Here is a 25,386-nt window from a genome sequence, read left to right on the forward strand (position 1 = left end):
AAAAGTTAGAACTAAGGAGTTACCATGATCGAAAAATTAGATACAAATATAGAAATACTCGATATAAACGAAGAGGATCACTACGGCAAATTTGCCCTATATCCACTCGAACGAGGCTATGGTACAACCATTGGAAACAGTATAAGAAGGGTGCTTTTATCATCCTTACCTGGTTCTAGCGTCTCAAAAATTCTAATTGAAGGAGTCCTTCATGAATTTTCCACTATTGATGGAGTAGTAGAAGACGTTCCTGAAATAATTTTAAATATAAAAGGCCTTGATATCAAAAAAATCGGTGAAGAAGATGTAACCCTATTTTTAGATATCCAAGGACCTAAAATTGTAACAGCAAAGGATATTAGCAAAGATAGCTCTATTGAAATTGCAAACCCAGATCACTACATTGCAACAGTAAATGATAAGGCAAATCTATTTATCTCACTTGAAGTTACAGACGGCAAGGGATACCAATTATCAGACCAAAACAAATCTGAATCAGATCCAATAGGAACTATTGCAATAGATTCATCATTTACACCAGTAGAAAAAGTAAACTACTATGTAGAAAATACTAGAGTAGGAGAAGCTACTGACTATGATAAACTAATCATAGAAGTGTGGACAAATGGAACTATATCACCACAAGAAGCTCTTTCTGAAGGAGCAAATATCATCATTAACGACTTTAAATACTTTAGAGACCTTCCAAATGTGTTATTCGTAGAAGAAGAAGTTAAAAAAGAGCAAGCAGAAGAAGTTGTTGAAGATAACACAGATCAACAACTAGAAAAAACTATCGAAGAAATGGACCTATCCCTACGTTCATTCAACTGCCTAAAAAGAGCAGGATTTGATACAGTTAGTGATATAGTAGAAAAATCTGAAGCAGAACTAAAAACAATTAAAAACTTTGGTAAAAAATCACTAGAAGAAGTAAAAGACAAGGTTCATGAAATGGGACTAAGTCTTAAAGATGAATAGGAGGTAAAAATGGCTAATAAAAGAAAACTTGGCAGAAGAACTGACCATAGAAATGCCATGCTTAGAAACCAAGTGACTTCTTTATTCGAAAACGGTAGAATCGAAACTACAGTTACAAGAGCTAAAGAAACACAAAAAATGGCTGAAAAAATGATCACTCTTGGCAAAGATGGCTCACTTCATGCAAGAAGACAAGCAGCTAGCTACATTTACAAACCATCTACAGTTCAAAAATTATTTGATGAAATAGCACCAGAATATGAAGAACGTAACGGTGGTTACACAAGAGTACTAAAAATGGGACCAAGAAGAGGCGACGGCTCAGAAAGAGCTATACTTGAATTAGTTTAATAAAAAAATTAAACAAAAACAAAGCCTATTGGCACGTTTTAAAATGCAAATATTTACAATTTAAAACTTAAGCATCTTTAAAGAGGTGCTTTTTTTGTGTCCATTTTTGGGTACATTGTTTATAAGGAGTAAAAATGAAATACAAACTAGTGATATTTGATATGGATGGCCTAATCTTTGATACAGAAAAATTTTATTATGATTCGTGGTTTAGCTTTACAGATGAATATAATTTCACCTATAATCTTGAAAAAAGAAAAAAATTAGCAGGCCTAAATGGTCCAGCTATAAAAGAAATCATAGCTAAAGAATTAGGAAGTGCAACCAAAGCAAGTGAATTGCGTAAAAAATTAGAAGATTATAGGTCAGAATATTTAAAAAACCTTACTGATGATTTAAAAAAAGAAGGGCTTATAGAGCTTTTAGACTTTTTAAAAGCAAATAATATAATGGCGGTAGTTGCATCCTCAAGCTCCAGAGAAAAAATTGAATATCTACTAAAAAATCAAAAAGTAGACCATTATTTTAGCTACCTTGTGTCAGGACATGAGATAGAAAATGGAAAACCGAATCCAGATATTTTCTTACAAGCTTTAGACCAATCTGGTTTTGATAAAAACGAAGCCCTCATTTTAGAAGACTCCCACAACGGATACTTGGCAGCCAAAGCAAGCGGTATAGATTACTTTATTATCCATGATACAAGTTTTGAAAAAGACTTTGATGCCGAATTTGAAGCTAAAGATTTAAGAGAAATAATTAATTATTTGAAATAATCATTTTAATATTGAAATTATAAGCTAAAATAAATGTTTAAATTTAAAAGATATGGGAAGTCCCTTATCTTTTTTTGTTTCCTAAATTAGAATATATTGTTAATAAACGTTTAAATTTCAATACTCTTTACTTTTAAATATATTTGCCAATTAAATAATAAAATGATATAGTTATAAGAAAGAAAGTTGAAATTAATAAACAACAAGGGATGGATTTATGGAAAAAGCACTTGTAGATAAACTTAGAAAAACTTATTTTCCAGTGTTAAACTCGATGGATGATTGGGTTCGCATTGTCGATCCTAGCGGTGAGACTATTTATATCAATCAAACATTATCTGAGGCAAAAGAAAAGTCTAAAGAATTAGAAATATATTTAAATGAAAATCTTCCCCTTAATTTATCTTCCGAAAATGAGGCTATCAGAGATACAACAGTTGTTGAGGAAAAATTAATTTCCGACAGATATTATAGTATCAAGGCTTCTCCTATTTTTATGGATGACATTTATACCGGCATTGTAGAGGTGTTCCGTGATATTACCCGCGAAACGATGATGAAAATCGAGCTTTTTGATGCAAATAGGTCTATGCTTGATGATATTAGATTTGTTAGAAAAGTCCAATCATCAATCTTGCCTAAGGATAAAATATACGGTAATATCGACCTTTCGGGTATCTATATTCCAAGTGCAAATGTTTCTGGTGATTTATATGATATTGTAAAAGTCGATGATGACAAATATGCATTTTATATTGCAGATGTCATGGGCCATGGGGTCAAATCATCAATATTGACTATGTTTATTAAGGTATCTGTATTTTCGATTTTTGATAAGCATCCAGATTTTTCACCATCTGAGGCTCTTTTAAGACTTCGTAAGAGGTTTTATGAACTAGAAATGGATTCATCACAATATTTTACTGCTTGGCTAGGTATTTTTGACTTTAAAGAAAACACCTTAACTTATTCAAATGCAGGTCATAATTGTCCGCCTATGATTTTTAAAAATCACAATAGCGAATGCGCATATTTGCATGGCAATGGTAGGATGATTTCAAATATTATTGAACCTGATGTTTACAACGAAATAAATATAAAATTAAAAAATGACGATAAAATTTTATTTTTCACAGATGGGGCTATAGAAGCAACTAATGAAGATAAAAAAGAATTTGGATTAGCTAGACTCGAAGAATCTTTCTGTAAGCACAGGGATTTAAAAAAGGTTTACGAGGACATCGAAGAATTTACCTGGGGCGAGCAGCAAGATGATATTACTCTAGCTATGATTTCTTATAAGGAGAACTAAATGCAATTAAATAAACTAATTGACCATACAAATTTAAAGGCAGATGCAACCAAAGCTGATATTAAAAAACTTGTAGATGAAGCAGTAGAACACGATTTTTTTAGTGTTTGTGTCAATTCATCTTTTGTAAAATTTATCAAAGAATATAACGACCAAGTAACCATTGCTACAGTGGTAGGTTTTCCATTAGGAGCAATGTCTACACGTGCAAAGGCCTATGAAACAAAATGCGCTATCGAAGATGGGGCAAGTGAAATTGACATGGTTATAGAAATTGGCCGCCTAAAAGAGGGCGACTATGACTATGTTTTAGAAGATATAAAAGCTGTTAAAGAAGCTTGTGGGGATAATATTTTAAAGGTAATTATTGAAACTTGTTTGTTAACAGAAAAAGAAATTGTAAAGGCTTGTGAACTATCAGTAGAAGCTGGGGCAGAATTTGTAAAAACATCTACAGGATTTTCAACAGGCGGAGCAAAAGCTTCAGATATAGCCCTAATGAGAAAAACTGTAGGACCAGATATTGGAGTAAAAGCATCTGGTGGCATCCACACAAAAGAAGAAGCCCTTGAAATGGTAGAAAATGGCGCAACAAGAATAGGTGCCAGCAAATCAATAGATATTTGTAAATAGGAAAATTATGGCAAATGAAGTCATGATGCAATCCTTCGAGTGGGATACTTGGGGTGATGGCAGTTTTTATAAAAATTTAAGAAAAAATGCAAAAAAATTAAAGGAAAATGGTATAGATGCTCTTTGGCTACCACCAATGACCAAGGGTGGATCAGATATGGATGTGGGCTATGGTGCCTATGACCTTTGGGATTTGGGCGAGTTTGACCAAAAAGGAACTATTCGTACCAAATACGGCACCAAAGAAGAGCTCCACCAAGCAATAGATGCCCTCCATGAAGCAGGCATTAAATGCTATGCCGATGTTGTTTTAAATCACAAGGGAAATGGAGATGAAAAAGAAAAATTCCAAGCGGTTATGGTAGATCAAAACAACCGTACAATAGATGTTTCTGATGCCCATGACATTGAAGCTTGGACTCATTTTACATTTTCTGGACGAGCTGGCAAATATTCTGAAATGCAATGGCACTGGTATCATTTTACTGGTGTTGACTATGATGATTTATCAGGAACATCTGCGGTTTTTAGGATAGTTGGAGATGGCAAATACTGGGATGATAAGGTTTCAAATGAAAAAGGCAACTTTGATTATTTGATGAATAATGACATCGACCACGATCACCCAGAAGTGCGCGAAGAATTATTTAAATGGGCTGATTGGTTTATTGATGAAACAAAAGTAGATGGCTTCCGATACGATGCCCTAAAACATATCTCTGAAGAATTTATCCGTGATTTATCCTGCCACATTACAGATGAACGCGGAATTGATAACTTTTATTTATTTGGCGAGTTTTGGCAATACTCTAAAGAATCTATGGAAGAATATCTAAAATCCACGGCCTACCAAGTAGATTTATTTGATGTGCCCTTACATTTTCATTTGGAAGAAGCCAGCAAGTCTATGGGCAATTACGATATGAGAAAAATATTTGATAATACAATTGTAAAAGATTTCCCAGAGCAAGCTGTAACCTTTGTAGACAACCACGACAGCCAACCTGGCCAAGGCTTAGAATCTTGGGTAGAAGATTGGTTTAAAGAAATTGCCTACGCACTAATATTATTTAGAAAAGATGGTTATCCTTGTATTTTTGCAGGTGATTACTATGGTCTATGTGGGCCGGTAAAAACTGATCCATTAGAAGAAATGATAAATAATATGATAAGTGTCCGCAAAAATTACAATTACGGTGACCAAGATGATTATTTTGATGACCCAGCTGTAATTGGATGGGTAAGACGTGGTGATGATGAACACAAACCACTTGCTGTTTTGATTTCCATTAAGGATATGGCGGAAAAACAAATGCATGTTGGAAAATCTGAGGCAGGAGCAAGCTACGTTGACTTATCTGGAAAAAATGAAGATGTTATAATAGATGAAGGCGGAAACGGAGTATTCACAGTTGGCCCAGGACAAGTAACATATTGGGTAAACAAAGAAACATTATGAAATATTACGCAGTAAAAAAAGGCAGAAATCCTGGGATATACACATCCTGGGATTCTTGTTTAGAAGAAGTAAAAGGATATAGTGGGGCGATTTACAAATCCTTTAAGACCCTAGAAGATGCAAATGAATTTATGACAGGGATTAAAGAAGAAATAGAAATTGGTCCAAACTCAGTAATAGCCTATGTTGACGGATCCTACAATCAAAAGTTAAAGACCTATGGGGCAGGTGTAGTTTACATTACAGAAGGTGAAGAAATAGAGTTGATGAAATCATTTGATGATTCATATCATACCCACAGGAATGTAGCAGGTGAAGTAAAAGCAAGCGAACTTGCAATAACAAAGGCTATAGAAGATAAAAAAAATCAAATAATAATCTACCACGATTATCAAGGCATAGCATCATGGGCAACGGGAGACTGGAAAACAAACAATGATTTAACCAAGTCCTACAAAAAATTTATAGATGAAGCTAGAAAAAATATTGGAATTGACTTTGTAAAAGTAAAGGGACATTCCAATGATAAATATAATGATAGGGCTGATAGTTTGGCAAAAACAGCCTGTGGTATACAGTAAAAATGGAGAGGAACTGGTCCTCTCCATTTTTTATATTTTTATATGGATATAAAAATAATATACTAGTTTATAACTTATAATTATGTAATTCTTTGTTTTCTAAGCTTTTTTACATTTCATTTGACTTTCAAATCAAGATTAATTTTTTGGTTGATATGTAAGCAAAAATCATCTGCAATCATAAAATCATAAATACTAAATGAGCTGCTATTCCTGCAACTAGTCCACCGATTGTGTGACATAAAATAGCAGGCCCTGTAAGTTCTTTTGAACCTATGGCATCCATCATTGCCACGTGAGTAGAAAGGTAACCAGACCAGCACATACATATGGATGTGAATACAGCTATATCATTGGCTGTAGCAAGGTTGTTTTCTACTAGAGTTTTCACAAGTCCCATAGCTGCACCAGCAGATCCTAGGGCAGTAATAGGTACGGCTATAGATTCAGATGATGAAAAACCAAAAAGTGGATTTAGGATAAAAGATAATTTATTTCCTAACCATGGAAGAACTGGAACACCTTCATTTGCAGCGCCTGTATAAACGCCATTAGGTCCAGCAGAGTTGGTAAGTAGCATTATGATAGTACAAATACCTATAACTCCAGGAATTATAGAAAGTCCCATATCTACCCCAATTTTTCCACCATCTAGTAGGGCTTCTATAAATCTACCGCCAGCAGATCCTTTTCTAATCAACCTAGTATCTTTTGGAATATCTTTTAAAGCTTTTACTTCCACCATCTCTTCGATACCAAAAGCTTTTTTTGTAAAAATTTGCATCAATCTAACACTAACTATAGAACCTATAAAAGCACCAAAAACACCTATTAAGGCAGCCCTACCAGCTCCTTCTAGAGGAAGAGAACCAATAGTTGTTGTAACAATTAGTCCCATACCAAAAGATGTACCAAGGTTTGTCAAAGATGGTAATTGAAATTTTTTGAACAAGGCCTTGAAGTTGTCTTCGTGAGCTAGAGGTAGTATAGATGGGTTGTCAGATAGATAGCAGTTAATGATACCAAGAGATGCTGCACCAGGTAGATTATAGATTGGCTTCATTATTTTAGATAATATTACATTAATCAATGCTATAAAACCAAATTCTGCAAAGATAGAAGATAATGCACCGGTCAAAACTGAAATAGCCATGATAAAGAAACAAGTATTCATCAACAAATCAAATGAACTATTCATTATTGTCGATAGCATATTTGAAACGCCCATTACCCTACCAATTGGAATAAAGAAACCAAAAAACAATATAACAAATATCCAGTTCTCGACTCCAATCGATTTCACATATTTTTTATTCATTTTATTCTCCTTATAATTTATAAGTTGAATAAACTACTATATATCTAATTATAAATGATTGTGAATACATTGTCAAATATAATTTGATTTTTAACTAACAATTGGTATAATAATGTTCAATTGGAAATGAAGTTCTTCCATGAATTAATTCAAAACCGCTACATGCTGATGACTTCTGCTTTTGCAGGAGCCACCAGCTTTTTTTATTGGTATCTTATAAGGAGAAAATATGTTAACTGATCTTGCAATAATTTTTATCTTTGGGATTTTTATGGCCCTTATTTTTGAGAAAATTGGCCTAGCACCTATCATTGGCATGCTTATAGCAGGCATAATTATTAGTCCAAATCAAATGAATTTGGTTAGTGAAAACATCTTTAATCTATCTAATGACCTTAGGCAAATTGCCCTTGTGGTTATATTAAGTCGAGCCGGACTTACTTTAAATTTTGAAAAGCTAAAAAAAGTTGGCAGACCAGCTATTCTACTGAGTTTTCTGCCAGCTACTATTGAAATGCTTGCTATTATATTTCTTGCTCAAAGATTTTTTACCCTTGATGTGATTGATGCTGGAATTATGGCGGCAGTCCTTGCTGCAGTGAGTCCTGCCATTGTAGTTCCTCGTATGATAAAACTAATAGATGAGGGTTATGGGGCAGATAAAAATATTCCTGAGATGATTTTGGCTGGTGCAAGTGTTGATGATGTTTTTGTAATTGTATTTTTCTCATCATTTTTGGCCTTAAAAACTGGAGGACAATTGTCGGCTATGAGCTTTATAAATATTCCAATTTCAATTATAACTGGCGTAATTTTTGGGATTATAATTGGAAAAGTTTTTGCATTTATCTTTAAAAAAATTGATATAAATGAGATTTATAAGGCTATGATTTTTATAAGTATTGGATTTTTTAGCTTAGAATTACAAAAAATAATTGAAACTAAGATAGGATTTGCCGCTTTAATATCAATTATGGCAGCAGGAATGGCTATAAATAAAGAAAATCCAAAACTAGCCAATGAATTATTATTTTCATATAACCGCTTATGGAAGGTATTTGAATTGCTATTATTTGTATTAGTTGGGATTTCTGTGGACTTGGCCTATGTAAAAGAAGCAGGATTTTTGGCAGTAATTTTAATTATAATTGGCCTAATTTTTAGAATGCTTGGGGTAAATATATCACTTATAAAAACAAATTTAAATAAAAAAGAAAGGCTTTTTACATCTTTTGCATATATGCCAAAAGCAACTGTCCAAGCAGCCATAGGTCCAGTTGCCCTACAAATGGGACTAGCAAGTGGAAATTTAATCCTATCTGTATCAGTAATTGCAATCCTAATTACAGCGCCCATCGGGGCGATTTTGACTGATAAGTCTTATAAAAAATTATTGACTAGGCCTTAGTTTTTACTAAGGTTTTGCAAATTTTAATCTAATTGACCAATAAAAATAAAAATCATATAGTAATATAAGAAAGAATTTCTCAAAGCTTAGGCTTAATTTATAGAAAGGTTTATCTTATGGCAAAAAGAATAATGACCCGACCAGAAGCCCTTGTTTTGCTTTTACTCATAATTGGTCTTATTATCACTAATTCAATTTATTTAAATCTTGGAACAGGCTTGTCTGTTTTATCAGCTGCCATACTTTTATCCATATATACTATGTGTTTTTTAAAAGTTTCTTGGGATGAAATTATGGATCATATATTAAAGGTATTTCAGACAGGAATGGGAGCAATTTTAATTTTATTGATGGTTGGCCTTATAGGCTCATCATGGATTGTAAGTGGAACTGTGCCAATGCTTATAGATTATGGGCTAAAATTTATATCCCCTGGAGCCTTCCTTGTAGTATCTTATATTTTTTGTGCAATTCTTGGAATCGCTACTGGTTCCGCCTGGGCCATTATAGGATCTGTTGGTCTAGCTCTAATGGGTGTTGGTCAAAGCTTAGGTGTTCCCACAGCCCAAGCTGGGGCAGCCATTGCTATGGGAGCATACATTGGTGATATGTGGAGCCCATTTTCAGATGTTCCAAATCTTACTGCAGCTGCTACCGAGGGGATAGCTTTGTTATATTTAAAGTATTAGCGCCCATACTAATCCCATCAATACTTATCTCGATTATTTTTTTTGCAATACTTGGATATAAGGGATCTTTTCATACAAGCTTTGATATGCAAGCTATAATTGAAATCCAAAACGCCCTTTCATCTGTATATAATTGGAACATATTATTATTACTCCCACCAATAATCGTTATCGCCGGTGCTATAATGAAATATCCCGCTATACCAGTCTTAACCCTATCTGCCCTAGTTGCAGTCTTTGAAGCAGTCTTTATACAAAATGTACCCTTTGGTCAGGCTTTTAATACACTCTATGTAGGGAATACTTCAAATATTGGTAATGACGCTATTGACAAGCTATTAACAGGAGGTGGCCTAGTTAATATGATGGACTTAGTGTTGATTATTTTTTGTGCCTTTATATTTGCAGGTGTTTTAGAAAGCTCAGGTTTGCTTGATGTTTTATTAAAAGATTTATCAAAGAGAGTTAAAAACAAGTCTACAGTTATTATATCTAGTCTTCTGACATCTATACTTAGTGTTTATTTAACAGCTAGTGTTTATGTTGCCGTTATTGTCAATGCTAGCCTTTGGAATGAAATATATATTGATAAGAAGATGAGCAGTCTAAACAATGCTAGAGTCCTAGCGGCTGGAATGTCTAACTGGGGACTAATGGTGCCTTGGTCAGGAGGTGCGGCTATTATGATGTCTACCTTCGGTCTATCATGGCATCAATATTTGCCTTATATGATTACTACTTATGCCAGTATGGCAATCATAATAATATTTGCCCTAGCTGATAAATTTATTATTCCAGTTCAGGATGATGAATTGGCTAATAATTAGGATAAAAAAAGAGTTAGCTTTTTACTAACTCTTAATTATTTTCACTCTCAACTCTTTTAATTTCATCGGATAATTGCAAATAGTATCCCTTTGCTACCTCTAGCTCAAATAGGCTTGAGTCATCGAAATAGGCTTGCATTTCATCTATTAATTTTGCAAGTTTTTTATCTTCTCCGTGTTTTTCTTTTAGCTCTGCTGCCCTTTCTACTAATCCATTTATTTTGTGGATTAGGCCCATCATTTTGCCTTCACGGTCATTTTCTATTAGCAATTCTCTAAGGGTCCATCTTACGTTATTTTCGGTTTCTCCAGCCTTATGTTGGATTGACAGACCATTTTCTCTCATTTGGTCAAGGAAATTAAAAAGTTGATCACGTTCGAAATTTACAAACATGATAAATGGAAAATCTAAACTTGGATCTTCTTCTAATTTTGCATCTCTTTTTTCAAACCCTTCATAACCTAGCAAATATCCCACATATTGGTCACTATCTTCTTTACCTGCATGGATGATTTGCACTTTATTTTGCATTGCTAAGAGTTCAAATTTTTCTAGGTCATAATCTTCTTTAATATTGTATAATAAAACTTTTGCCATAATTCCTCACTTTTTTAATCACTATACTAAATATTTACTTGATAAACAAACTTATCTTTTGGGTATAAATGTTAAAAATAGATAGCGAATTAATCGTAGACGGAGGATTTATGGCAATCAAAACTACAAATCTTTATGAAAGAGAAGATTATAAATTAAAATTAAATCAAGTTGAAGATTTACTAAGACAAGCTAAGGATGTTGAAAATCTATTGGCTAGAGCTGAAAGTAAAATAAATGGCAAATATGATTTTTCATCACACCAAATCTTAAGAGGGAATTTCTTAGGTAATTTGCTAAGAGGCAATAAAGTTAGTGCGGTAAATAATAACATCGACCGTGCCCAACAAGCCCTTTTAGATTTTCATGCAAGTATTTTGTTATTTGATGAAAAATTAGCAAATAAAATTTCCCTGCCAAGCAAAATGAGCGAATTTTCTTCTGCAAATGGCAAGGGCTCTGACATTGCGATTAGAACAAATATGCGTTTAAAAGAATTTGATATTACTAAGGCAAAACGAACTATGCAAACAATTATTAGAAGACTTGAAAGTGAAAGAAAAAAAGCTGCTTACGAGATTTCTAAGGAAAAAGAATTATTCGAATACGAAAAAGATAAAAATAAGGGTGCACTATAGAAAAAACTGCAAGGATTTCTTGCAGTTTTTATTTGTATATTTCTAAATTATTAGACAATAACCTTTCAATAGCATATCCAACTCCAGATTGTAAATTATTTTTAGTTATAAAATCAGCATGGATTTTAAGTTCTGGAACTGCATTTGCCATGGCTACTGCAAATCCTGCTTGCTCTAGCATAGGTATATCATTTCTTTCATTGCCAATGCTCATTATTTCTTCTTGGCCAACTCCAAGATCCTTGGCCATAACGGAAATCGCATAGCCTTTGTTTGTGCTTTTGTTCATAACCTCTATTAAAAATGGAGCAGTTCTTACAGCATAATAGTTTTCAACCAATTCCTTAGGCATATTTTTGTAAAGCCTATCCATTTCAGATTTTCTGCCCATAATTAAAATCCTACCAAAAGTTTTATCTTCTGGAAAGTCATCATATTGGATAACTTGTAGGGGGAGTCTTGAGATTTTTGCATCTATTTTTGTATAGATATTAGGCTTTTCATGGCGGCTATAAAAGCTTTCATGGTCCATAGCTGAGATTTGAATATCAAAATTTTTTAGCAAATCATCAATTATTTTTAGATCAATAGGATTTTGAAAGGTCCCAGATAGGGGTTTGTGGGTAAAATTATCAAAAATGTAAGATCCGTTTTGGCAAACAGTAAAATTGCCCTCTTGATTTAATTTTAGTCTCTCAACCAAGGGTTGCATGCCTGAATATGGCCTGCCAGATGCCAAGGCTATATGAACACCTGCTTTTTTTGCTTTTTCAATGGCTATAATATTAGATTTTGTTAGTCTTTTTAGTGGGGTAAGCAAAGTGCCATCCACATCAATGGTTATAAGTTTAATCATAAAATTATTATATTATATTATTTAATTTAGTAAATGGTAAAAGTTGGCCTATATATAAAAAATGGTAAATTTTATGTAAATAAAACTTTACATATGAATACTATTTCCTAAAAAAATTATTTTATAGCATTGGCTAAATTATCGCATATTAAAAGTTAATTTAGATTTTTTGAAATAAATGTTTGACAACGATTTGCAAACGATTTATAATATACATAGAGATACAAAAGAAAAAAGAAAATTGCGATTTGTATCTGTATTTTTGCGAATATATAGGAGGAAATTTTATGATTATTGGAGTACCTACAGAGATTAAAAATAACGAAAACCGTGTTTCTGCAACACCAGGAGCAGTATCAGAATTCGTTAAAAACAATCACGAAGTTTATGTACAAAAAGGTGCAGGACTAGGTTCTGGTATTACAGATGAAGAATTCGTAGAAGCAGGAGCAACAATCCTAGACACAGCTGAAGAAGTTTGGGAAAAAGCTGAAATGATCTACAAAGTTAAAGAACCAATTGAAAGCGAATACAAATATTTCAAAGAAGGTCAAATCATCTACACATACCTACACTTATCAGCTGACCCAGAATTAACAAAACACTTAGTAGAAAAAAAAGTAACAGGTATTGCATTTGAAACAGTACAAGTTGGTCGTACACTTCCACTACTTAAACCAATGTCAGAAGTAGCTGGTAGAATGGCTGTTCAAGAAGGTGCAAAATTCCTATTAAAATCAAACGGTGGTAAAGGTAAATTACTAAACGGTGTACCAGGAGTAGCTCCAGCATACGTAGTAGTTATCGGTGCAGGTACAGTAGGATCTGCAGCTACAAAAATTGCCGTAGGTATGGGAGCTCGTGTTAAAGTTCTAGATGTAAATATCGATGCACTTGGAAAACTTGAAGAAATCCACGGATCAAAAATTGAAACAGAATACTCAAACCCACTAAACATAGAAAAAGCAGTTAAAGATGCTGACTTAGTAGTTTCTACAGTACTTATCCCAGGACGTAAAGCTCCACAACTAGTAAAAGAATACATGGTTGAAGAAATGGAAGCAGGTTCTGTAATCGTAGACGTTGCAATCGACCAAGGTGGTTCTACAGACCTTACAAAAGGTAGACCAACAACACACGATGAACCAACATTCGTAGAACACGATGTAATCCACTACTCAGTAGCAAACATGCCAGGAGCAGCTGCACTTACATCAACATATGCATTATCAAACGCTACAACAAGATACGGTGTACAAATCGCAAACTTAGGTGCGCTTGAAGCAGCTAAAAAATTCCCAGAACTAATCCCAGGAATCAACACACACGACGGACACGTAACACTTCAAGGTGTAGCTGAAGACCTTGGTTACGAATACAAAGATCTTGGTTTAAACTAAGAATTTTGAAAATAACTTAGCAAAACAAAAGACACGCTTAAGCCGTGTCTTTTGTGCTAAGTAGCTTTAAATAAAAGTTTAACAAAATATTATAGGAGATTATATGAAAACGTTTATCGATATAGTTGGTTCGCTAAGTGATTTTCTATGGGGTATCCCAATGATTATCGTAATGTTACTTGGTGGATCATATTTAGTATATAGGACTCGAGCCTGGGTTTTTAAGAACTTTGGATATATATTTAAAAACACATTTGGAAAATTATTTGAAAAATCAGAAGCAACTGAAGCAGATGAGAAATCGATTTCTCCAGTCCAAGCTGTATCTACTGCCTTAGCCGGAACAATTGGTGCAGGTAATATAGTTGGGGTTGCAACAGCAATCAAGCTTGGAGGGCCAGGTGCAATTTTCTGGCTATGGGTAGCAGCCTTAGTAAATATGACTACAAAGTTTGCCGAAATTACTTTAGCAGTTGCAACTCGTGAAAAAAATGAAAAAGGAGAATTTTCTGGTGGACCTATGTACTATCTAGAAAATGGTCTTAATATGAGATGGCTGGCAATTATGTTCTCTGTTTTTGGCGCAATAGCTATACTAGGAACAGGATCGCTTGTTCAATCAAACGCAATGGCAAACTCGATTCATACCATGACTGGTATAGATCTTAGGATAATAGGAATTGTTATTATGATTCTTATGATAGTTATCATTATTGGTGGTATCAAAAGAATAGGAGCCTTTGCAGAAAAAGTTGTTCCACTAATGAGTGTTTTATATCTTGGTGCAACAATAGTTATTTTAGTAATTTATAGAAATGAATTACTTCCAACCCTTGGATACATAGTAAGGGATGCTTTTCAACCAACCGCAGCTGTTGGTGGATTTGCAGGAGCGACAGTGCTAATTACTATCCGCCACGGGCTTGCAAGAGGTATTTTCTCAAATGAAGCAGGACTAGGTTCTGCACCAATGGCGCACGCCGCAGCACATACCGACCACCCTGTACGCCAAGGGATGTGGGGAGCAATAGAAGTATTTGTTTCATCAATTTTAATTTGTACTATGACAGCTCTTGTAATAATTTGTTCAGGCTTATGGTCAGATGCAAATGTAGATGCAAATAAATTAACAGCAGCAGCTTTTGAAAAAGCACTACCAGTTGGTGGGGAAATGCTAGTTAGTATAGGCCTAATGTTCTTTGCATTTACAACTTTAGTTTCTTGGTATTACTATGGAGACAAATGTATATCTTACATTACCAAATCAAAAACTATCCGTAATATATATAAAGCTGTCTATATTATATTTTCAGTAGTAGGATCCCTAGGTGGACTTAAATTTGTATGGTCAATCTCAGATGTGGCTAATGCTCTGATGGTAGTACCAAACTTTATTGGTTTGATATTACTTTCAAAGCAGTTAGTATGGCTTGTACGCGACTTTAATAAAAACTATAAAGATACTGGCAAACTCGGTAATTACAATTGGACCTTTGATAACCACTGGGGTGCAGTATTTGAAAAACGTAAGAAAAAAGAAAATCAAGTATTTGAAGAATACGATTATGACAACTAGGGTATAGTCTCCCTATGGAGCTTAATAAAAAAAGATATAGGGATTTAGATACTTATTATAAAATTAAATACAATAAAAAAATTATTAAACTCCCACTCGATGGCGGCTTTACCTGTCCCAATCGAGATGGGAGTTTGTCATTTAAAGGCTGTATCTATTGCTCAGACAATGGTGCAGGAGAATGGACTTATAAATCAGCAGGGGCTATTAAAAATCAAATAGCTTTTCAAAAAAATAAGCTATCAAAACCAGGTCGAGAAGAAGCCTATATAGCATATTTTCAAAATTTTACCAATACTTATGGTGATATTGAACATATGCGAGAAATGTTCTTTGCGGCCATAAATGAACCAGATGTTGTAGGTTTATCAATAGCAACAAGAGCAGACTGCTTGCCTGATGAAGTTTTAAATTTGCTAGATCAATTAAATCAGATTACAGACCTTACAGTAGAACTAGGTATGCAAAGCGTAAATGAAAAGACTTTAGAATTTATAAACCGAGGCTATGACCACAGAACATTTGACCAAGGAGTAGATAAATTAAATAGATTAGCTATAAAAGCAATTGCCCATATCATAGTAGGATTTCCAAATGAAAATGAAGCTGACTATATAAATAATATTTTATATATAAACCAAAAAAACTTTTGGGGAGTCAAAATTCACAATTTGTATATAGAAAATGACAGCTACTTAAAATACTATTACGAAAAAAATAAAATAGAATATACCATGAGTAAGGATGGTTATGCTAATACAGTCGTAAAAATGCTTAGGCATCTAAATCCTAACACAGTAGTAAATAGGCTAACAGGGGATGGTATAAAGCAAAATATAGCTTACCCAGATTGGTCAAAGAATAAGGCGGCAGTGCTATCGACAATAGATAAGATTATGAAAGCTAAAGATTTTAGTCAAGGGGACTTATTTAGTTAAACTAGATAAGTTTCTTTTTTTTCATTTAATAATTAGGTGCACCTAAAATAATACTTTACAAATTAGAAATAAAGTATTATAATACTCTTAAAATAATTTAAGGAGGGCTTAATGTACAAAAAAATATTATTATTTATGATTGCATTGCTAAGCTTTACAGCATGTAGTGCTAACAAAGAAGTAAGCGAAACTGAAAATGTCAGTAAAAATGAAGTAGAAAGTAAGGATGATAATAAGAAAACTATCACAGTTACAACAACTTTTATAGAAGATATGGTCCATGAGCTAATTGGAAACGATAAAGCAAATATTGAACTAATAATCCCAGCCGGTGAGGACCCACATATTTACGTACCAAAGCCAGAAGATTTCAACAAGATTACAGAAGCAGATCTAGTTTTATACCATGGTATCCACTTTGAAGGAAAGATGGTAGATGCCTTAGAAGGGGTAGGCTATGCTGTAACTGAAACTTTTGACAAAAATGATATAGGTGAAATGGAAGATGCAGAAGATGATTCTAGTATGGTAGAAGACCCTCATTTCTGGTTTGACCTAGACCTTTATGCTGAGGCTTTTAAAAATGCAGCAAACAAACTAAAAGAACTTTATGCTGATGATAGTGAAATGATTGGCCTAATCGATGAAAATCTTGATAAATACCTAAATGAGTTAGAAGATCTGGACGCGTATATAACTGACAGAATAGAAGAAATACCTGCTGGTCAAAGGTATCTAATCACCCCACATGATGCCTTCAACTACTTTGCTAGAAGCTACGATATGGAAGTTTTGGCTCCTCAAGGGGTCAGTACAGATTCAGAAGTAGCCAACAAAGACCTAGAAAGTACAGCAGACTTCATCGCCGATAAGAAAGTCAAAGCTATATTTGCAGAATCAACTACCAATCCTGAAAGAATGGAAAAACTTAAAGATATTGTAAAATCTAAGGGTTTTGAAACCGAAGTAATAAGTGGACATGGCAAAGAACTTTTATCAGATTCCCTAGCAGATCCAGGTGAAGCTGGCGACAATTTTATAGATATGTACAAACACAATGTCGACCTCATTGTAGATAATCTAAAGTAGGTGAGCTATGGAATATGCAATTAAAGTTAAGGACTTAAATGTCTCATACGGGGATAATTTAGTCTTAGAAAAAGTAAATTTACAAATTCCAATTAACACTAGAACAGCCATCATTGGAGCCAACGGGGCAGGCAAATCTACTCTAATCAAGGCGATTTTAAACTTAATCAAAAAAGATAGGGGAGAAGTAAAGATTTTTGGCAAGCCCTTAGAGGAAGTCAAGACCAATATAGCCTATGTACCCCAAAAAGATAGTGTCAATTGGAATTTTCCTACCACAGTTTATGATGTAGTCATGATGGGCCGCTACCCTTATATAAAAAAATTCAGCTCTCCCTCTGATAGAGACAAGGACAAGGTACAGGCCGCCCTTAATGAAATGGGCATCAGAGATTTGTCAGATAGGCAGATCAACAACCTATCTGGCGGGCAAAAGCAGAGGGTCTTTCTGGCCCGTGCCCTTGCCCAAGATGTCGACTTATATATATTAGATGAACCACTAACGGGCGTTGATATAAAAACTGAGGACATCATAGCCGATGAGTTTAAGAGATTGGAGGACTTAGGCAAGACTGTTATAGCTGTCCACCACAATATTTACACCTTGGATAAGTATTTTGATAATGTAGTTGTCCTAAACAAGGATGTCAAATATTCTGGTAGCTTATACAAAGATGATATAGATGTTGAAATTAACAAGGGCTTTAGGGGGTAGGCATGAGAGAATTATTATCGATGTATTCTTTTCAAATAGTCCTTATAGGAACAGTTTTGCTTGCTATAGTAGCTAGCATAATTGGTACTATCAATGTCTATAAAAACCAATCCCTAATAGGAGATGCCCTAGGCCACTCAACTCTACCTGGCATAGTCCTTGCCTTTATGATAACACGCCAAAGAGACCCAGCTATTTTGCTTATAGGAGCTATGGCAACAGCAGCCCTATCGTATTTTTTGATCCACTATTGCACAAAAAACAGCAAGATAGGAGCAGATGCCAATATGGCAATATTCTTATCTGGATTTTTTGGTCTAGGACTAGTCTTAAAGTCCTTTATCCAAGGCAATCCCAGCTATAGTGGCTCAGCTAGAGCAGGACTAGATAACTATATATTTGGCCAAGCAGCTTATCTACTAAGGCGTGACATAGACTTATTACTTATAGCCACAATCATATGTCTAGTAATAGTTGCTATAAACTTTAGAGATATAAAAGCTTATTTATTTGATAATGAGTTTTCCTATATGATAGGAGTTAAACAAAAATTATTAGATTACTTGATATTATTTATGACAATACTTGTGATAGGGGTTGGCATTAAGGCAGTGGGGGTAATCCTCATTAGTTCACTACTTATAATCCCAACTATTACAGCAAGTTATTTAACCAATGAATTTATGGGAGTAATGGCCCTATCAGCTCTTTTATCAACGATTGCTTCCCTTGCAGGTTGTGTAATCTCTACCATCTTTCCTGGATTTTCAACAGGACCTACTATAATCTTGTTTCAGGGAATGATTGCGCTACTTGTTATAGTTATTACAAAAATCACTCAGAAAGGAGCGAGAATATGACAAATTCCCTTATAGTTTTAATATTAACAGCAATTTCTTGCTCTCTGCTGGGTGTTTTTCTAGTCCTTAGAAATTTATCGATGCTAACAGATGCCATCAGCCACACAGTACTTTTGGGCATAGTCTTAGCATTTTTTATAGTACAAGACTTAGATAGTCCAGTTTTAATAGTTGGGGCATCACTGATGGGACTTTTGACAGTGTATTTAATAGAAACAATAGGTAACAAAGGAATTAGTAAATATGACGATGCCATAGGCATGGTATTTCCAGTACTTTTTGCTCTAGCTGTCATACTTATCAGCAAATTTTTTAGAAATGTCCATTTGGACTTAGATGTGGTTTTGATGGGAGAAGTCTTGTTTTCTTCACTTGTTAAAACTACTGTCTTTGGGATTGAAATTTCTAAAGCAGTTTTATACGGGCTTATCCTCTTGGCTTTAATCTTAGTATTTATCATAAGTCAATACAAAAAGCTTAAGATTTCGACCTTCGATAGGGAATTTGCCTATCTAATAGGAATACCTACAACAGCTATTTTCTATCTTTTGATGACTTTGACATCAGTAGCGGCGGTTGTGTCCTTCGATAGTGTAGGTGCTATACTTGTGATTTCATTTTTTATAGCCCCATCTGCCACAGCCCTAGCTTTTGCCAAGAGCCTTAAAACAAGCCTCCTATCGACAGCCCTAATAGCAACTATAAATTCAATAGTCGGTTTTGCCCTAGCCCTTAAGCTAAATGTTTCAATTGCTGGGGCGGTTGCAACTTGTAATATGCTTATTTATCTAGCTATGCTTATCCTAAAGAAGTATACTTCTAATAAAGCAAGCAACAAAGATGATGATAAGGAAAAAGCAAGAGATGACCAATTTGAATCCACAGAAGGAAGACTACTTAATCACCATATTTAAGCTAATGGGTGAGGGAGAGAAGGTTACCAATAAATCAATATCAACCCACCTAAACCTAGCCCCACCTTCTGTTACAGAAATGCTAAAAAAATTGAAAAAAGAAGGCCTGGTAACAGATGATAAAGAAAATCAGCTGACAGAAGAAGGGATAAAAGTAACTAAAAAACTCCTATCCAAGCACAGACTCTGGGAATATTTCCTAGAAAATGAACTGGGATTTTCCTGGAAAGATATCCATCCAATCGCAAATGATCTCCAGTCAGTAACTAATGATGATCTCCTAGATAAGCTAAATGCCTACCTAGGCTATCCAGACTATTGCCCGCATGGGTCAATAATTTTTATAAACAATGAAGAAACTCCCAAAGACCTATTAAAAATGAGTGAGGCAATTCCAGGTAAAGCATATATAATCAGAAGAATTAGGGATGACAAAGATTTGTTAACCTACTGCGAATCAATGGGGATAAACATAGCTGATAAAATTCAGTTTATTGACTTTGATAACTTTGACAAAACAGCTATAATTAGGATAGATTCAATTGAAAAAAGAATATCACCAAAGGCATGTGGCGATATTTACCTAAAAGAAGTTTAGATTTAAATAGAAAGGGACTTATGCAAAGAAAATTAGATGACAAATATTTTGTAAATTCTTTTGATGAAGAAAGCGGCATTTATAGCAATAAAAAAAACACACTTTTGTTAATTGTAGATGAACAACCAAGATTAATGAAAGCCCTAGAAAATGGAGAAGAGGCAATACTAAATACTCTTATATTAATCGAAGCCTTTAACAAATACCAAATGCCAATAATTGCAACCGAACAATATCCAAAGGGGCTTGGCGATACAGATGATAGAATTTTAGAAAAAATAAACAAAGATAATATTTTCGAAAAAACTATATTTGATGCAGCAATAGCTGAAGTTTTAGAATTTATAGAACAAAATGATATTAAAAAAGTTGTAATAACAGGAGCTGAAGCTCACATCTGTGTTTACCAAACAACAAGAAGCCTATTAAATTTAGGTATAGATGTATTTTTAGCAAAAGATGCCCTAGCAAGCTTTAAAGAAAGCCAAAAAGAAGAAGCATTGAAGACTCTAAGAGAAATGGGAGCAGTAAGAACAGAAACAGAAACAATCCTATTTGACCTAGCAAGAGACTCAAAAGATTCGAACTTTAAATTTATATCAGGTCTTGTTAAGGAAATGAGAGCAAGATAAAAAAGAGCCTTTGGGCTCTTTTTTTATTATACTAAATTTTTAGCTACTATTTATTTATTTTATAAAAAATCATTCTTATCAGTGCTCCACTATTATCGTTGTTATGGTAATTACCCAATTTGAATTCTCCATTATTAGCTTTTAGAAGCTCATCTACCATAGCTAAGCCAAGTCCGTGGTTTTTTTTATCTTTTTTTGTGGTTAGGTACTTTTTGGGAGCTTGGTTTAGGATTTCTTGTTTAAAGCCAGTACCTTGGTCTTTTATTGTTACTTGGTAGAAATTTTCTTTGTTTTCAAATGTTAGATAAATATTACTATTTTTTGGACTATACTCTATAGCGTTTACTATTATATTTTGAATAGCTACTGCGATTTGTTCTTTATCTAACTTTATTGTTGCTGGTTCTAATTTTGTAACTATTAGATTTATATTTGCATTCTTGCATATAGAACTTGCAATGTTTAGCCAATAATTAATTACATTTTCATCTACTAATTGTGGATTATTTGCCATATTTTTTGAGAAATTGGTTAACTTTTCAATATAAATATCTAAGCGCTCTATACCAGTTTCTATATCATTTATATATTCTACTTGGTCAGGGTTGATTTCTTCTTTTAAAAGCTCCGTATTTCCTTTTATTAGGGTGATAGGTGTGCGAATGTCGTGGGTTATTGATTCTATTAAATTTTTTTGCTTATTTTCTATCTGCCATTGCTCACGCAAAGATTCTCTTAAGTCTCCTGCCATCTGATCGATTGAGTCTAGAACTTCATTTATTTCAGCGTAGGCAGATGCTTTTCGCCTATAATCCAAGTTTTTATTTTTAATCTCCATATTTGTCTGGGTAATTTTATCAATCTCTCTTCTAATTATCCTTATAGATTTTCTAACTATCAGCATAAAACCAATTAACCAAATGGCTAATGTTATGACTATATAAGGTGTTTCTATGTTTGGAAAGCTCCTATATAAGTCTGAGTTTGAAAGTATAGGTTTTACCCTGTAGGTTAGAATCAACGTTTCTCTGTTATTTTCTAGCACCGTAATATAGATTGGATCAAAAAGACTACTAGTCATATTTGTTTGTTCTTTGATAGCTTCTCTTACTTCATCCCTATCTTTCTCATCTATAGTATATTTCTTAATCTTCCCATCTACCTTATAAATATAGTCGTAGTAGTAAGGGATTTTGCTTGTTTCAAAGTCATCCCCATAAAATACATCTTCAACTCTTGATATGTTGTGTTCTGCAAAATTTGCTGGATAAACATATCCATTATATATTAATAGGGTTGATATAATGTATGAAATTAGGAGGATGAAGAATGTGTAAATTATCTCCAAAATTGCATATTTTGTTATAAGTCTACCTAAAGATTTTCTATTTCCCATTTATATCCCACTCCCCAAATAGTTTTTATAGGGTTTACCTTGTATTTTCTAAATTTATTTCTAATTAGTTTTATGCGTTCAGTTATTGAAGTTTGACTATCACCATCAGCATCATAGCCATAGATAGATGTATAGATATTTTCTTTTGTAAAAACTTGGTCTTTATTTTTTATAAGTAACTGGCATATGTCATACTCACTCTTTGTTAGATGTATTTCATCTTCGTAGCAGTAAAATTTTTTTGCTAGTAAATCACAAGAAACAGGAAAATCTAGCAGGCGATTATGTTTTTCTCTTTTTTCTCGTCTTATATGCGCTCCTACCCTTGCTCGCAGTTCATTTATTGAAAATGGTTTTGTTATATAATCATCTGCGCCAAGGGCAAATCCTTCTAGTTTATCATTTTCAAAGTCCTTGGCTGTTAACAAGATGATTGGAACATCAATCATACCCCTATATTTTTCTAAAAACTCAAAACCGTTCATATTTGGCATCATTATATCCAGGATAAGTAAGTTAAAATTTGTAAAAATATTTGGATTAATGGTCGATGCATCGTTACAAACCTCTATTTCATAATCTTTTTTTAATGTGTTTTTTATTAAATTTGTAAGATCTTTATCATCATCGATAAGTAAGATTTTCATTTAATCCTCCATTTTTGCGTACACATCCCATTTATTGAACCAGTTTGCGACAATGATTAGAAAAATAATGCTAATAATTATTCCAAGGCCTATAAATATTAGGCAATTATTTAAATAAACTGCTTCCTGGGCTAGTAAATATATTAATTTTATAGGCCACACAAAGGGCAGAAATTTCCAAATTAAAGCTCCTAGACCGGTTGTACCAAGTAAAATTGACCCTAAGGTTAAAAAAACACCCAGCATAATCGATCCGCTTTGGCCATGTTTTAAATTTAAATATTGGTAGATTGGAATAAGGGGGATGGTTGTAAAAAATACTAGGCCAATTAATATTAAATATTCACCTAAATTTATAGATTTATTTTTAAATGCAATCCAAAATCCTAGAAAAATAACACTTGCTATTAAAATAATTAAAGCATACAACAACGCAATTAGCAAAAATTTTGCTACAAATGATTTTTTACGACTTATACCGAATTTTACATCATTGGTATAAAAACTTGCACTTTTATCTGCTTCATAAAGCATGGGTACAAAAAAACTTAAGGAAAAAGTGGCTAATATAGTAAAAATTTCAAAAAAGGCATATATTTCTACACCTTTAAAGCTATTTGGCCCCATTGTATAAAGGGAAAATCCTAGGGCATATAATATTGGTGCAAGCAATAAAACCCACCTTATGGGCTGCCTTTTTGTTCTTAGCCAGTTAGATTTAATTATATTAAGCATTTTCCTTTTCCTTTCTATTTATAGATAAAACCATAAACAAAACATAAACACCAAGGCTTAGTACAATTCCTAAAATGATTACACTTTTATCCCATAGGGGTGAATTGATGTCTAAAAATGTTCCGTTTGGGTGAACTCCGATGATTGGTGCTAGCATCCTCAAACTATAAGACCAAGGATAAAATTTCCACAAATCTTTAACAGCTGGGGTTGGGGAGATGATTGATAAAATAAAGTTTAGAATTAGCAATACAAAAGCTTTGCTAGATAAACTCATTATAAAAAATGAAAATCCTACTAGAGGCATGACCCCCATAAATAAAACCACTCCTGCCTTTATAAGCATAGCAAGGCTTATATTTTCTTTTAAAATAAAATTAGCAACTAAATAAATTATAAGGATTGATACCATAACTATTGCAAGAACCTCTGTAAGTACTAGCAGAGATTTTGCTACTTTTATCTTTTTCCTATCCAAACCCAAACTTTTTTGTAAATTTAATTGACTTTGTTTTTCTTTTGCCAATATATTTATAACAAGCAGGCTAATTACTATTGGTAATATAAGTAAGGGAAACCAATTAAAGGCAGTTGCTAGTAAAAAGCTTTTGCCCTCAGGACTTTTTCCCATAAGAACATTCATTAATAAATTAAATACTATAAAAATTATGGGTGTTAGTAAAAATATTTTTGCATTTGCAGACCTTTTTTCTTTTAATATTTCAGCTTTTAAAATATTTGCCATATTAAAAACCTTCTTTCTTGATAATATCCATAAATAAATTCTCTAAGTGATCGCTTCCCTTATTATTTTCACCTTCATAGGCTAATTTTCCGTTTACAAGGATACCAACTTTATCGGCAACTTGGTCAATTTCACTTAAAATGTGGCTAGAAATAAGAACTGTTATGCCCTCATTTGTAAAAGATTTTATTAATTCTCTAAGCTCTGCTATGCCCACTGGATCAAGGCCGTTGGTTGGCTCATCTAAAATTAATAATTTTGGATTATTTATAAGAGCCATAGCTATTCCCAGTCTTTGTTTCATGCCTAATGAAAATTCGCGGGCTAATTTATTTCCTGTGTTTGTAAGACCAACTATTTTTAAGACTTTATTTATCCTTTCTTCTTCTATATTTAAAAGGATAGTAAGTACTTTTAAATTTTCAAAGGCCGTTAGATTTGGATAAATAGCTGGGTTTTCAACTATTGAGCCTATTTTAGATAAATCATTTTGACTTATTTCATGACCTCTAAAAATAATTTCGCCGTAGCTTGGATTTATTATTTGGGTTATAAGCTTTAGAAAGGTTGATTTACCAGCTCCATTTGGTCCCAAAAGGCCATAAACTTTTCCTTCTTCAATATTTATGGACACCTTGTCTAAGGCTTTAAAATCTTTGTATACTTTTGTTAAATTTCTTGTTTCAATTATGTTTTTCATAATATGCCTCCCTT

At 33.5% G+C, this 25,386-nt stretch carries 28 protein-coding genes and 1 riboswitch; of the genes, 20 read left to right on the top strand and 8 right to left on the bottom strand.

Annotation, left to right across the window (positions count from 1 at the left end; translation table 11 throughout):
• Positions 1-24 precede the first annotated feature (24 nt).
• From OC526_RS01315 to OC526_RS01345, 7 genes are all read left to right on the top strand, one after another.
• Positions 25-981 carry a DNA-directed RNA polymerase subunit alpha gene (locus OC526_RS01315; RefSeq protein ID WP_262121540.1) on the top strand — a complete coding sequence of 319 codons (957 nt, stop codon included), beginning with the start codon at positions 25-27 and terminating at the stop codon, positions 979-981.
• 9 nt (positions 982-990) lie between these two features.
• Positions 991-1,332 (top strand): 50S ribosomal protein L17, encoded by a 342-nt coding sequence (rplQ, locus tag OC526_RS01320; protein ID WP_203126138.1) that lies wholly within the window; start codon positions 991-993, stop codon positions 1,330-1,332.
• A 134-nt stretch (positions 1,333-1,466) separates the two neighbouring features.
• Positions 1,467-2,108 (top strand): HAD family hydrolase, encoded by a 642-nt coding sequence (locus tag OC526_RS01325; protein WP_262121543.1) that lies wholly within the window; start codon positions 1,467-1,469, stop codon positions 2,106-2,108.
• Between the two features lie 217 nt (positions 2,109-2,325).
• Positions 2,326-3,420: a SpoIIE family protein phosphatase gene (locus tag OC526_RS01330; protein ID WP_262121544.1), complete on the top strand. Its 1,095-nt coding sequence runs from the start codon at positions 2,326-2,328 to the stop codon at positions 3,418-3,420.
• Complete coding sequence (deoC, locus tag OC526_RS01335) at positions 3,421-4,053, top strand: deoxyribose-phosphate aldolase (protein WP_262121546.1); 633 nt, start codon at positions 3,421-3,423, stop codon at positions 4,051-4,053.
• A 7-nt stretch (positions 4,054-4,060) separates the two neighbouring features.
• Positions 4,061-5,512 carry an alpha-amylase gene (locus tag OC526_RS01340; protein ID WP_262121547.1) on the top strand — a complete coding sequence of 484 codons (1,452 nt, stop codon included), beginning with the start codon at positions 4,061-4,063 and terminating at the stop codon, positions 5,510-5,512.
• On the top strand, positions 5,509-6,093 hold the full coding sequence (locus OC526_RS01345) for a ribonuclease H family protein (RefSeq protein WP_262121548.1): 585 nt from the start codon (positions 5,509-5,511) through the stop codon (positions 6,091-6,093). The genes OC526_RS01340 and OC526_RS01345 overlap by 4 nt, the downstream gene beginning before the upstream one ends.
• A gap of 178 nt (positions 6,094-6,271) precedes the next feature.
• Here OC526_RS01345 and OC526_RS01350 read toward each other — a convergent pair whose 3' ends face one another.
• Positions 6,272-7,411, bottom strand: a complete 1,140-nt coding sequence (locus OC526_RS01350; protein ID WP_262121549.1) for a hypothetical protein — start codon at positions 7,409-7,411, stop codon at positions 6,272-6,274.
• A 113-nt stretch (positions 7,412-7,524) separates the two neighbouring features.
• Positions 7,525-7,596, top strand: a riboswitch (Fluoride riboswitch).
• 44 nt (positions 7,597-7,640) lie between these two features.
• Here OC526_RS01350 and OC526_RS01355 point away from each other — a divergent pair.
• The 3 genes from OC526_RS01355 (at position 7,641) to OC526_RS01365 (ending at position 10,335) form a co-directional block, all read left to right on the top strand.
• Positions 7,641-8,819: a cation:proton antiporter gene (locus OC526_RS01355; RefSeq protein ID WP_262121551.1), complete on the top strand. Its 1,179-nt coding sequence runs from the start codon at positions 7,641-7,643 to the stop codon at positions 8,817-8,819.
• 116 nt (positions 8,820-8,935) lie between these two features.
• Positions 8,936-9,508, top strand: coding sequence for a hypothetical protein (locus tag OC526_RS01360; RefSeq protein WP_262121554.1), 573 nt, complete (start codon positions 8,936-8,938; stop codon positions 9,506-9,508).
• Entirely contained in the window at positions 9,430-10,335 is a 906-nt protein-coding gene (locus tag OC526_RS01365; protein WP_262121557.1) for a Na+/H+ antiporter NhaC family protein, read from the top strand. Before OC526_RS01360 ends, OC526_RS01365 begins: the two co-directional genes overlap by 79 nt.
• A 31-nt stretch (positions 10,336-10,366) precedes the next feature.
• On the opposite strand, the gene OC526_RS01370 is transcribed toward OC526_RS01365, so the two are convergent.
• A complete protein-coding gene (locus tag OC526_RS01370; protein WP_262121560.1) occupies positions 10,367-10,933 on the bottom strand; it encodes a DUF3783 domain-containing protein in 567 nt (188 codons plus the stop codon).
• A gap of 68 nt (positions 10,934-11,001) precedes the next feature.
• Between OC526_RS01370 and OC526_RS01375 the strand changes: the two genes are divergently transcribed.
• Positions 11,002-11,571, top strand: coding sequence for a hypothetical protein (locus tag OC526_RS01375; RefSeq protein ID WP_262121562.1), 570 nt, complete (start codon positions 11,002-11,004; stop codon positions 11,569-11,571).
• 28 nt (positions 11,572-11,599) lie between these two features.
• On the opposite strand, the gene OC526_RS01380 is transcribed toward OC526_RS01375, so the two are convergent.
• Positions 11,600-12,427, bottom strand: a complete 828-nt coding sequence (locus tag OC526_RS01380) for a Cof-type HAD-IIB family hydrolase (protein WP_262121564.1) — start codon at positions 12,425-12,427, stop codon at positions 11,600-11,602.
• A gap of 287 nt (positions 12,428-12,714) precedes the next feature.
• Between OC526_RS01380 and ald the strand changes: the two genes are divergently transcribed.
• The 9 genes from ald to OC526_RS01425 all read left to right on the top strand — a co-directional run bounded on the left by ald (position 12,715) and on the right by OC526_RS01425 (position 21,149).
• Entirely contained in the window at positions 12,715-13,827 is a 1,113-nt protein-coding gene (gene ald, locus OC526_RS01385) for an alanine dehydrogenase (RefSeq protein WP_262121567.1), read from the top strand.
• A gap of 103 nt (positions 13,828-13,930) precedes the next feature.
• Positions 13,931-15,403: an alanine/glycine:cation symporter family protein gene (locus OC526_RS01390; RefSeq protein WP_262121569.1), complete on the top strand. Its 1,473-nt coding sequence runs from the start codon at positions 13,931-13,933 to the stop codon at positions 15,401-15,403.
• A gap of 14 nt (positions 15,404-15,417) precedes the next feature.
• Entirely contained in the window at positions 15,418-16,341 is a 924-nt protein-coding gene (locus OC526_RS01395; protein WP_262121571.1) for a TIGR01212 family radical SAM protein, read from the top strand.
• Positions 16,342-16,452: 111 nt separating this feature from the next.
• Positions 16,453-17,430, top strand: a complete 978-nt coding sequence (locus tag OC526_RS01400; protein ID WP_262121572.1) for a metal ABC transporter solute-binding protein, Zn/Mn family — start codon at positions 16,453-16,455, stop codon at positions 17,428-17,430.
• 7 nt (positions 17,431-17,437) lie between these two features.
• Complete coding sequence (locus OC526_RS01405; RefSeq protein WP_262121574.1) at positions 17,438-18,145, top strand: metal ABC transporter ATP-binding protein; 708 nt, start codon at positions 17,438-17,440, stop codon at positions 18,143-18,145.
• Between the two features lie 2 nt (positions 18,146-18,147).
• Complete coding sequence (locus tag OC526_RS01410) at positions 18,148-19,005, top strand: metal ABC transporter permease (protein WP_262121576.1); 858 nt, start codon at positions 18,148-18,150, stop codon at positions 19,003-19,005.
• Positions 19,002-19,919 carry a metal ABC transporter permease gene (locus tag OC526_RS01415; RefSeq protein WP_262121579.1) on the top strand — a complete coding sequence of 306 codons (918 nt, stop codon included), beginning with the start codon at positions 19,002-19,004 and terminating at the stop codon, positions 19,917-19,919. The genes OC526_RS01410 and OC526_RS01415 overlap by 4 nt, the downstream gene beginning before the upstream one ends.
• The gene (locus OC526_RS01420; RefSeq protein ID WP_262121581.1) at positions 19,870-20,517 is read left to right on the top strand and encodes a metal-dependent transcriptional regulator; all 648 of its coding nucleotides are present in this window, start codon (positions 19,870-19,872) and stop codon (positions 20,515-20,517) included. Before OC526_RS01415 ends, OC526_RS01420 begins: the two co-directional genes overlap by 50 nt.
• A 20-nt stretch (positions 20,518-20,537) precedes the next feature.
• Positions 20,538-21,149: an isochorismatase family protein gene (locus OC526_RS01425; protein WP_262121583.1), complete on the top strand. Its 612-nt coding sequence runs from the start codon at positions 20,538-20,540 to the stop codon at positions 21,147-21,149.
• Between the two features lie 46 nt (positions 21,150-21,195).
• Here the strand turns inward: OC526_RS01425 and OC526_RS01430 are convergent, their stop codons facing one another.
• From OC526_RS01430 to OC526_RS01450, 5 genes are read right to left on the bottom strand one after another with little or no spacing between them, the layout of a single operon-like run.
• A complete protein-coding gene (locus OC526_RS01430) occupies positions 21,196-22,545 on the bottom strand; it encodes a sensor histidine kinase (RefSeq protein WP_262121585.1) in 1,350 nt (449 codons plus the stop codon).
• Positions 22,524-23,192 carry a response regulator transcription factor gene (locus tag OC526_RS01435; RefSeq protein WP_262121587.1) on the bottom strand — a complete coding sequence of 223 codons (669 nt, stop codon included), beginning with the start codon at positions 23,190-23,192 and terminating at the stop codon, positions 22,524-22,526. The genes OC526_RS01430 and OC526_RS01435 overlap by 22 nt, the downstream gene beginning before the upstream one ends.
• Positions 23,193-23,927 carry a lantibiotic ABC transporter permease gene (locus OC526_RS01440; protein WP_262121589.1) on the bottom strand — a complete coding sequence of 245 codons (735 nt, stop codon included), beginning with the start codon at positions 23,925-23,927 and terminating at the stop codon, positions 23,193-23,195.
• Positions 23,920-24,672: an ABC transporter permease gene (locus OC526_RS01445; protein ID WP_262121591.1), complete on the bottom strand. Its 753-nt coding sequence runs from the start codon at positions 24,670-24,672 to the stop codon at positions 23,920-23,922. The genes OC526_RS01440 and OC526_RS01445 overlap by 8 nt, the downstream gene beginning before the upstream one ends.
• A 1-nt stretch (position 24,673) precedes the next feature.
• Entirely contained in the window at positions 24,674-25,372 is a 699-nt protein-coding gene (locus OC526_RS01450; RefSeq protein WP_316043763.1) for a lantibiotic protection ABC transporter ATP-binding subunit, read from the bottom strand.
• Between the last annotated feature and the right edge of the window lie 14 nt (positions 25,373-25,386).

This window comes from Anaerococcus sp. Marseille-Q5996 (genome assembly GCF_946893725.1).
In the GTDB taxonomy this organism is placed as follows: Bacteria; Bacillota; Clostridia; order Tissierellales; family Peptoniphilaceae; genus Anaerococcus; species Anaerococcus martiniensis.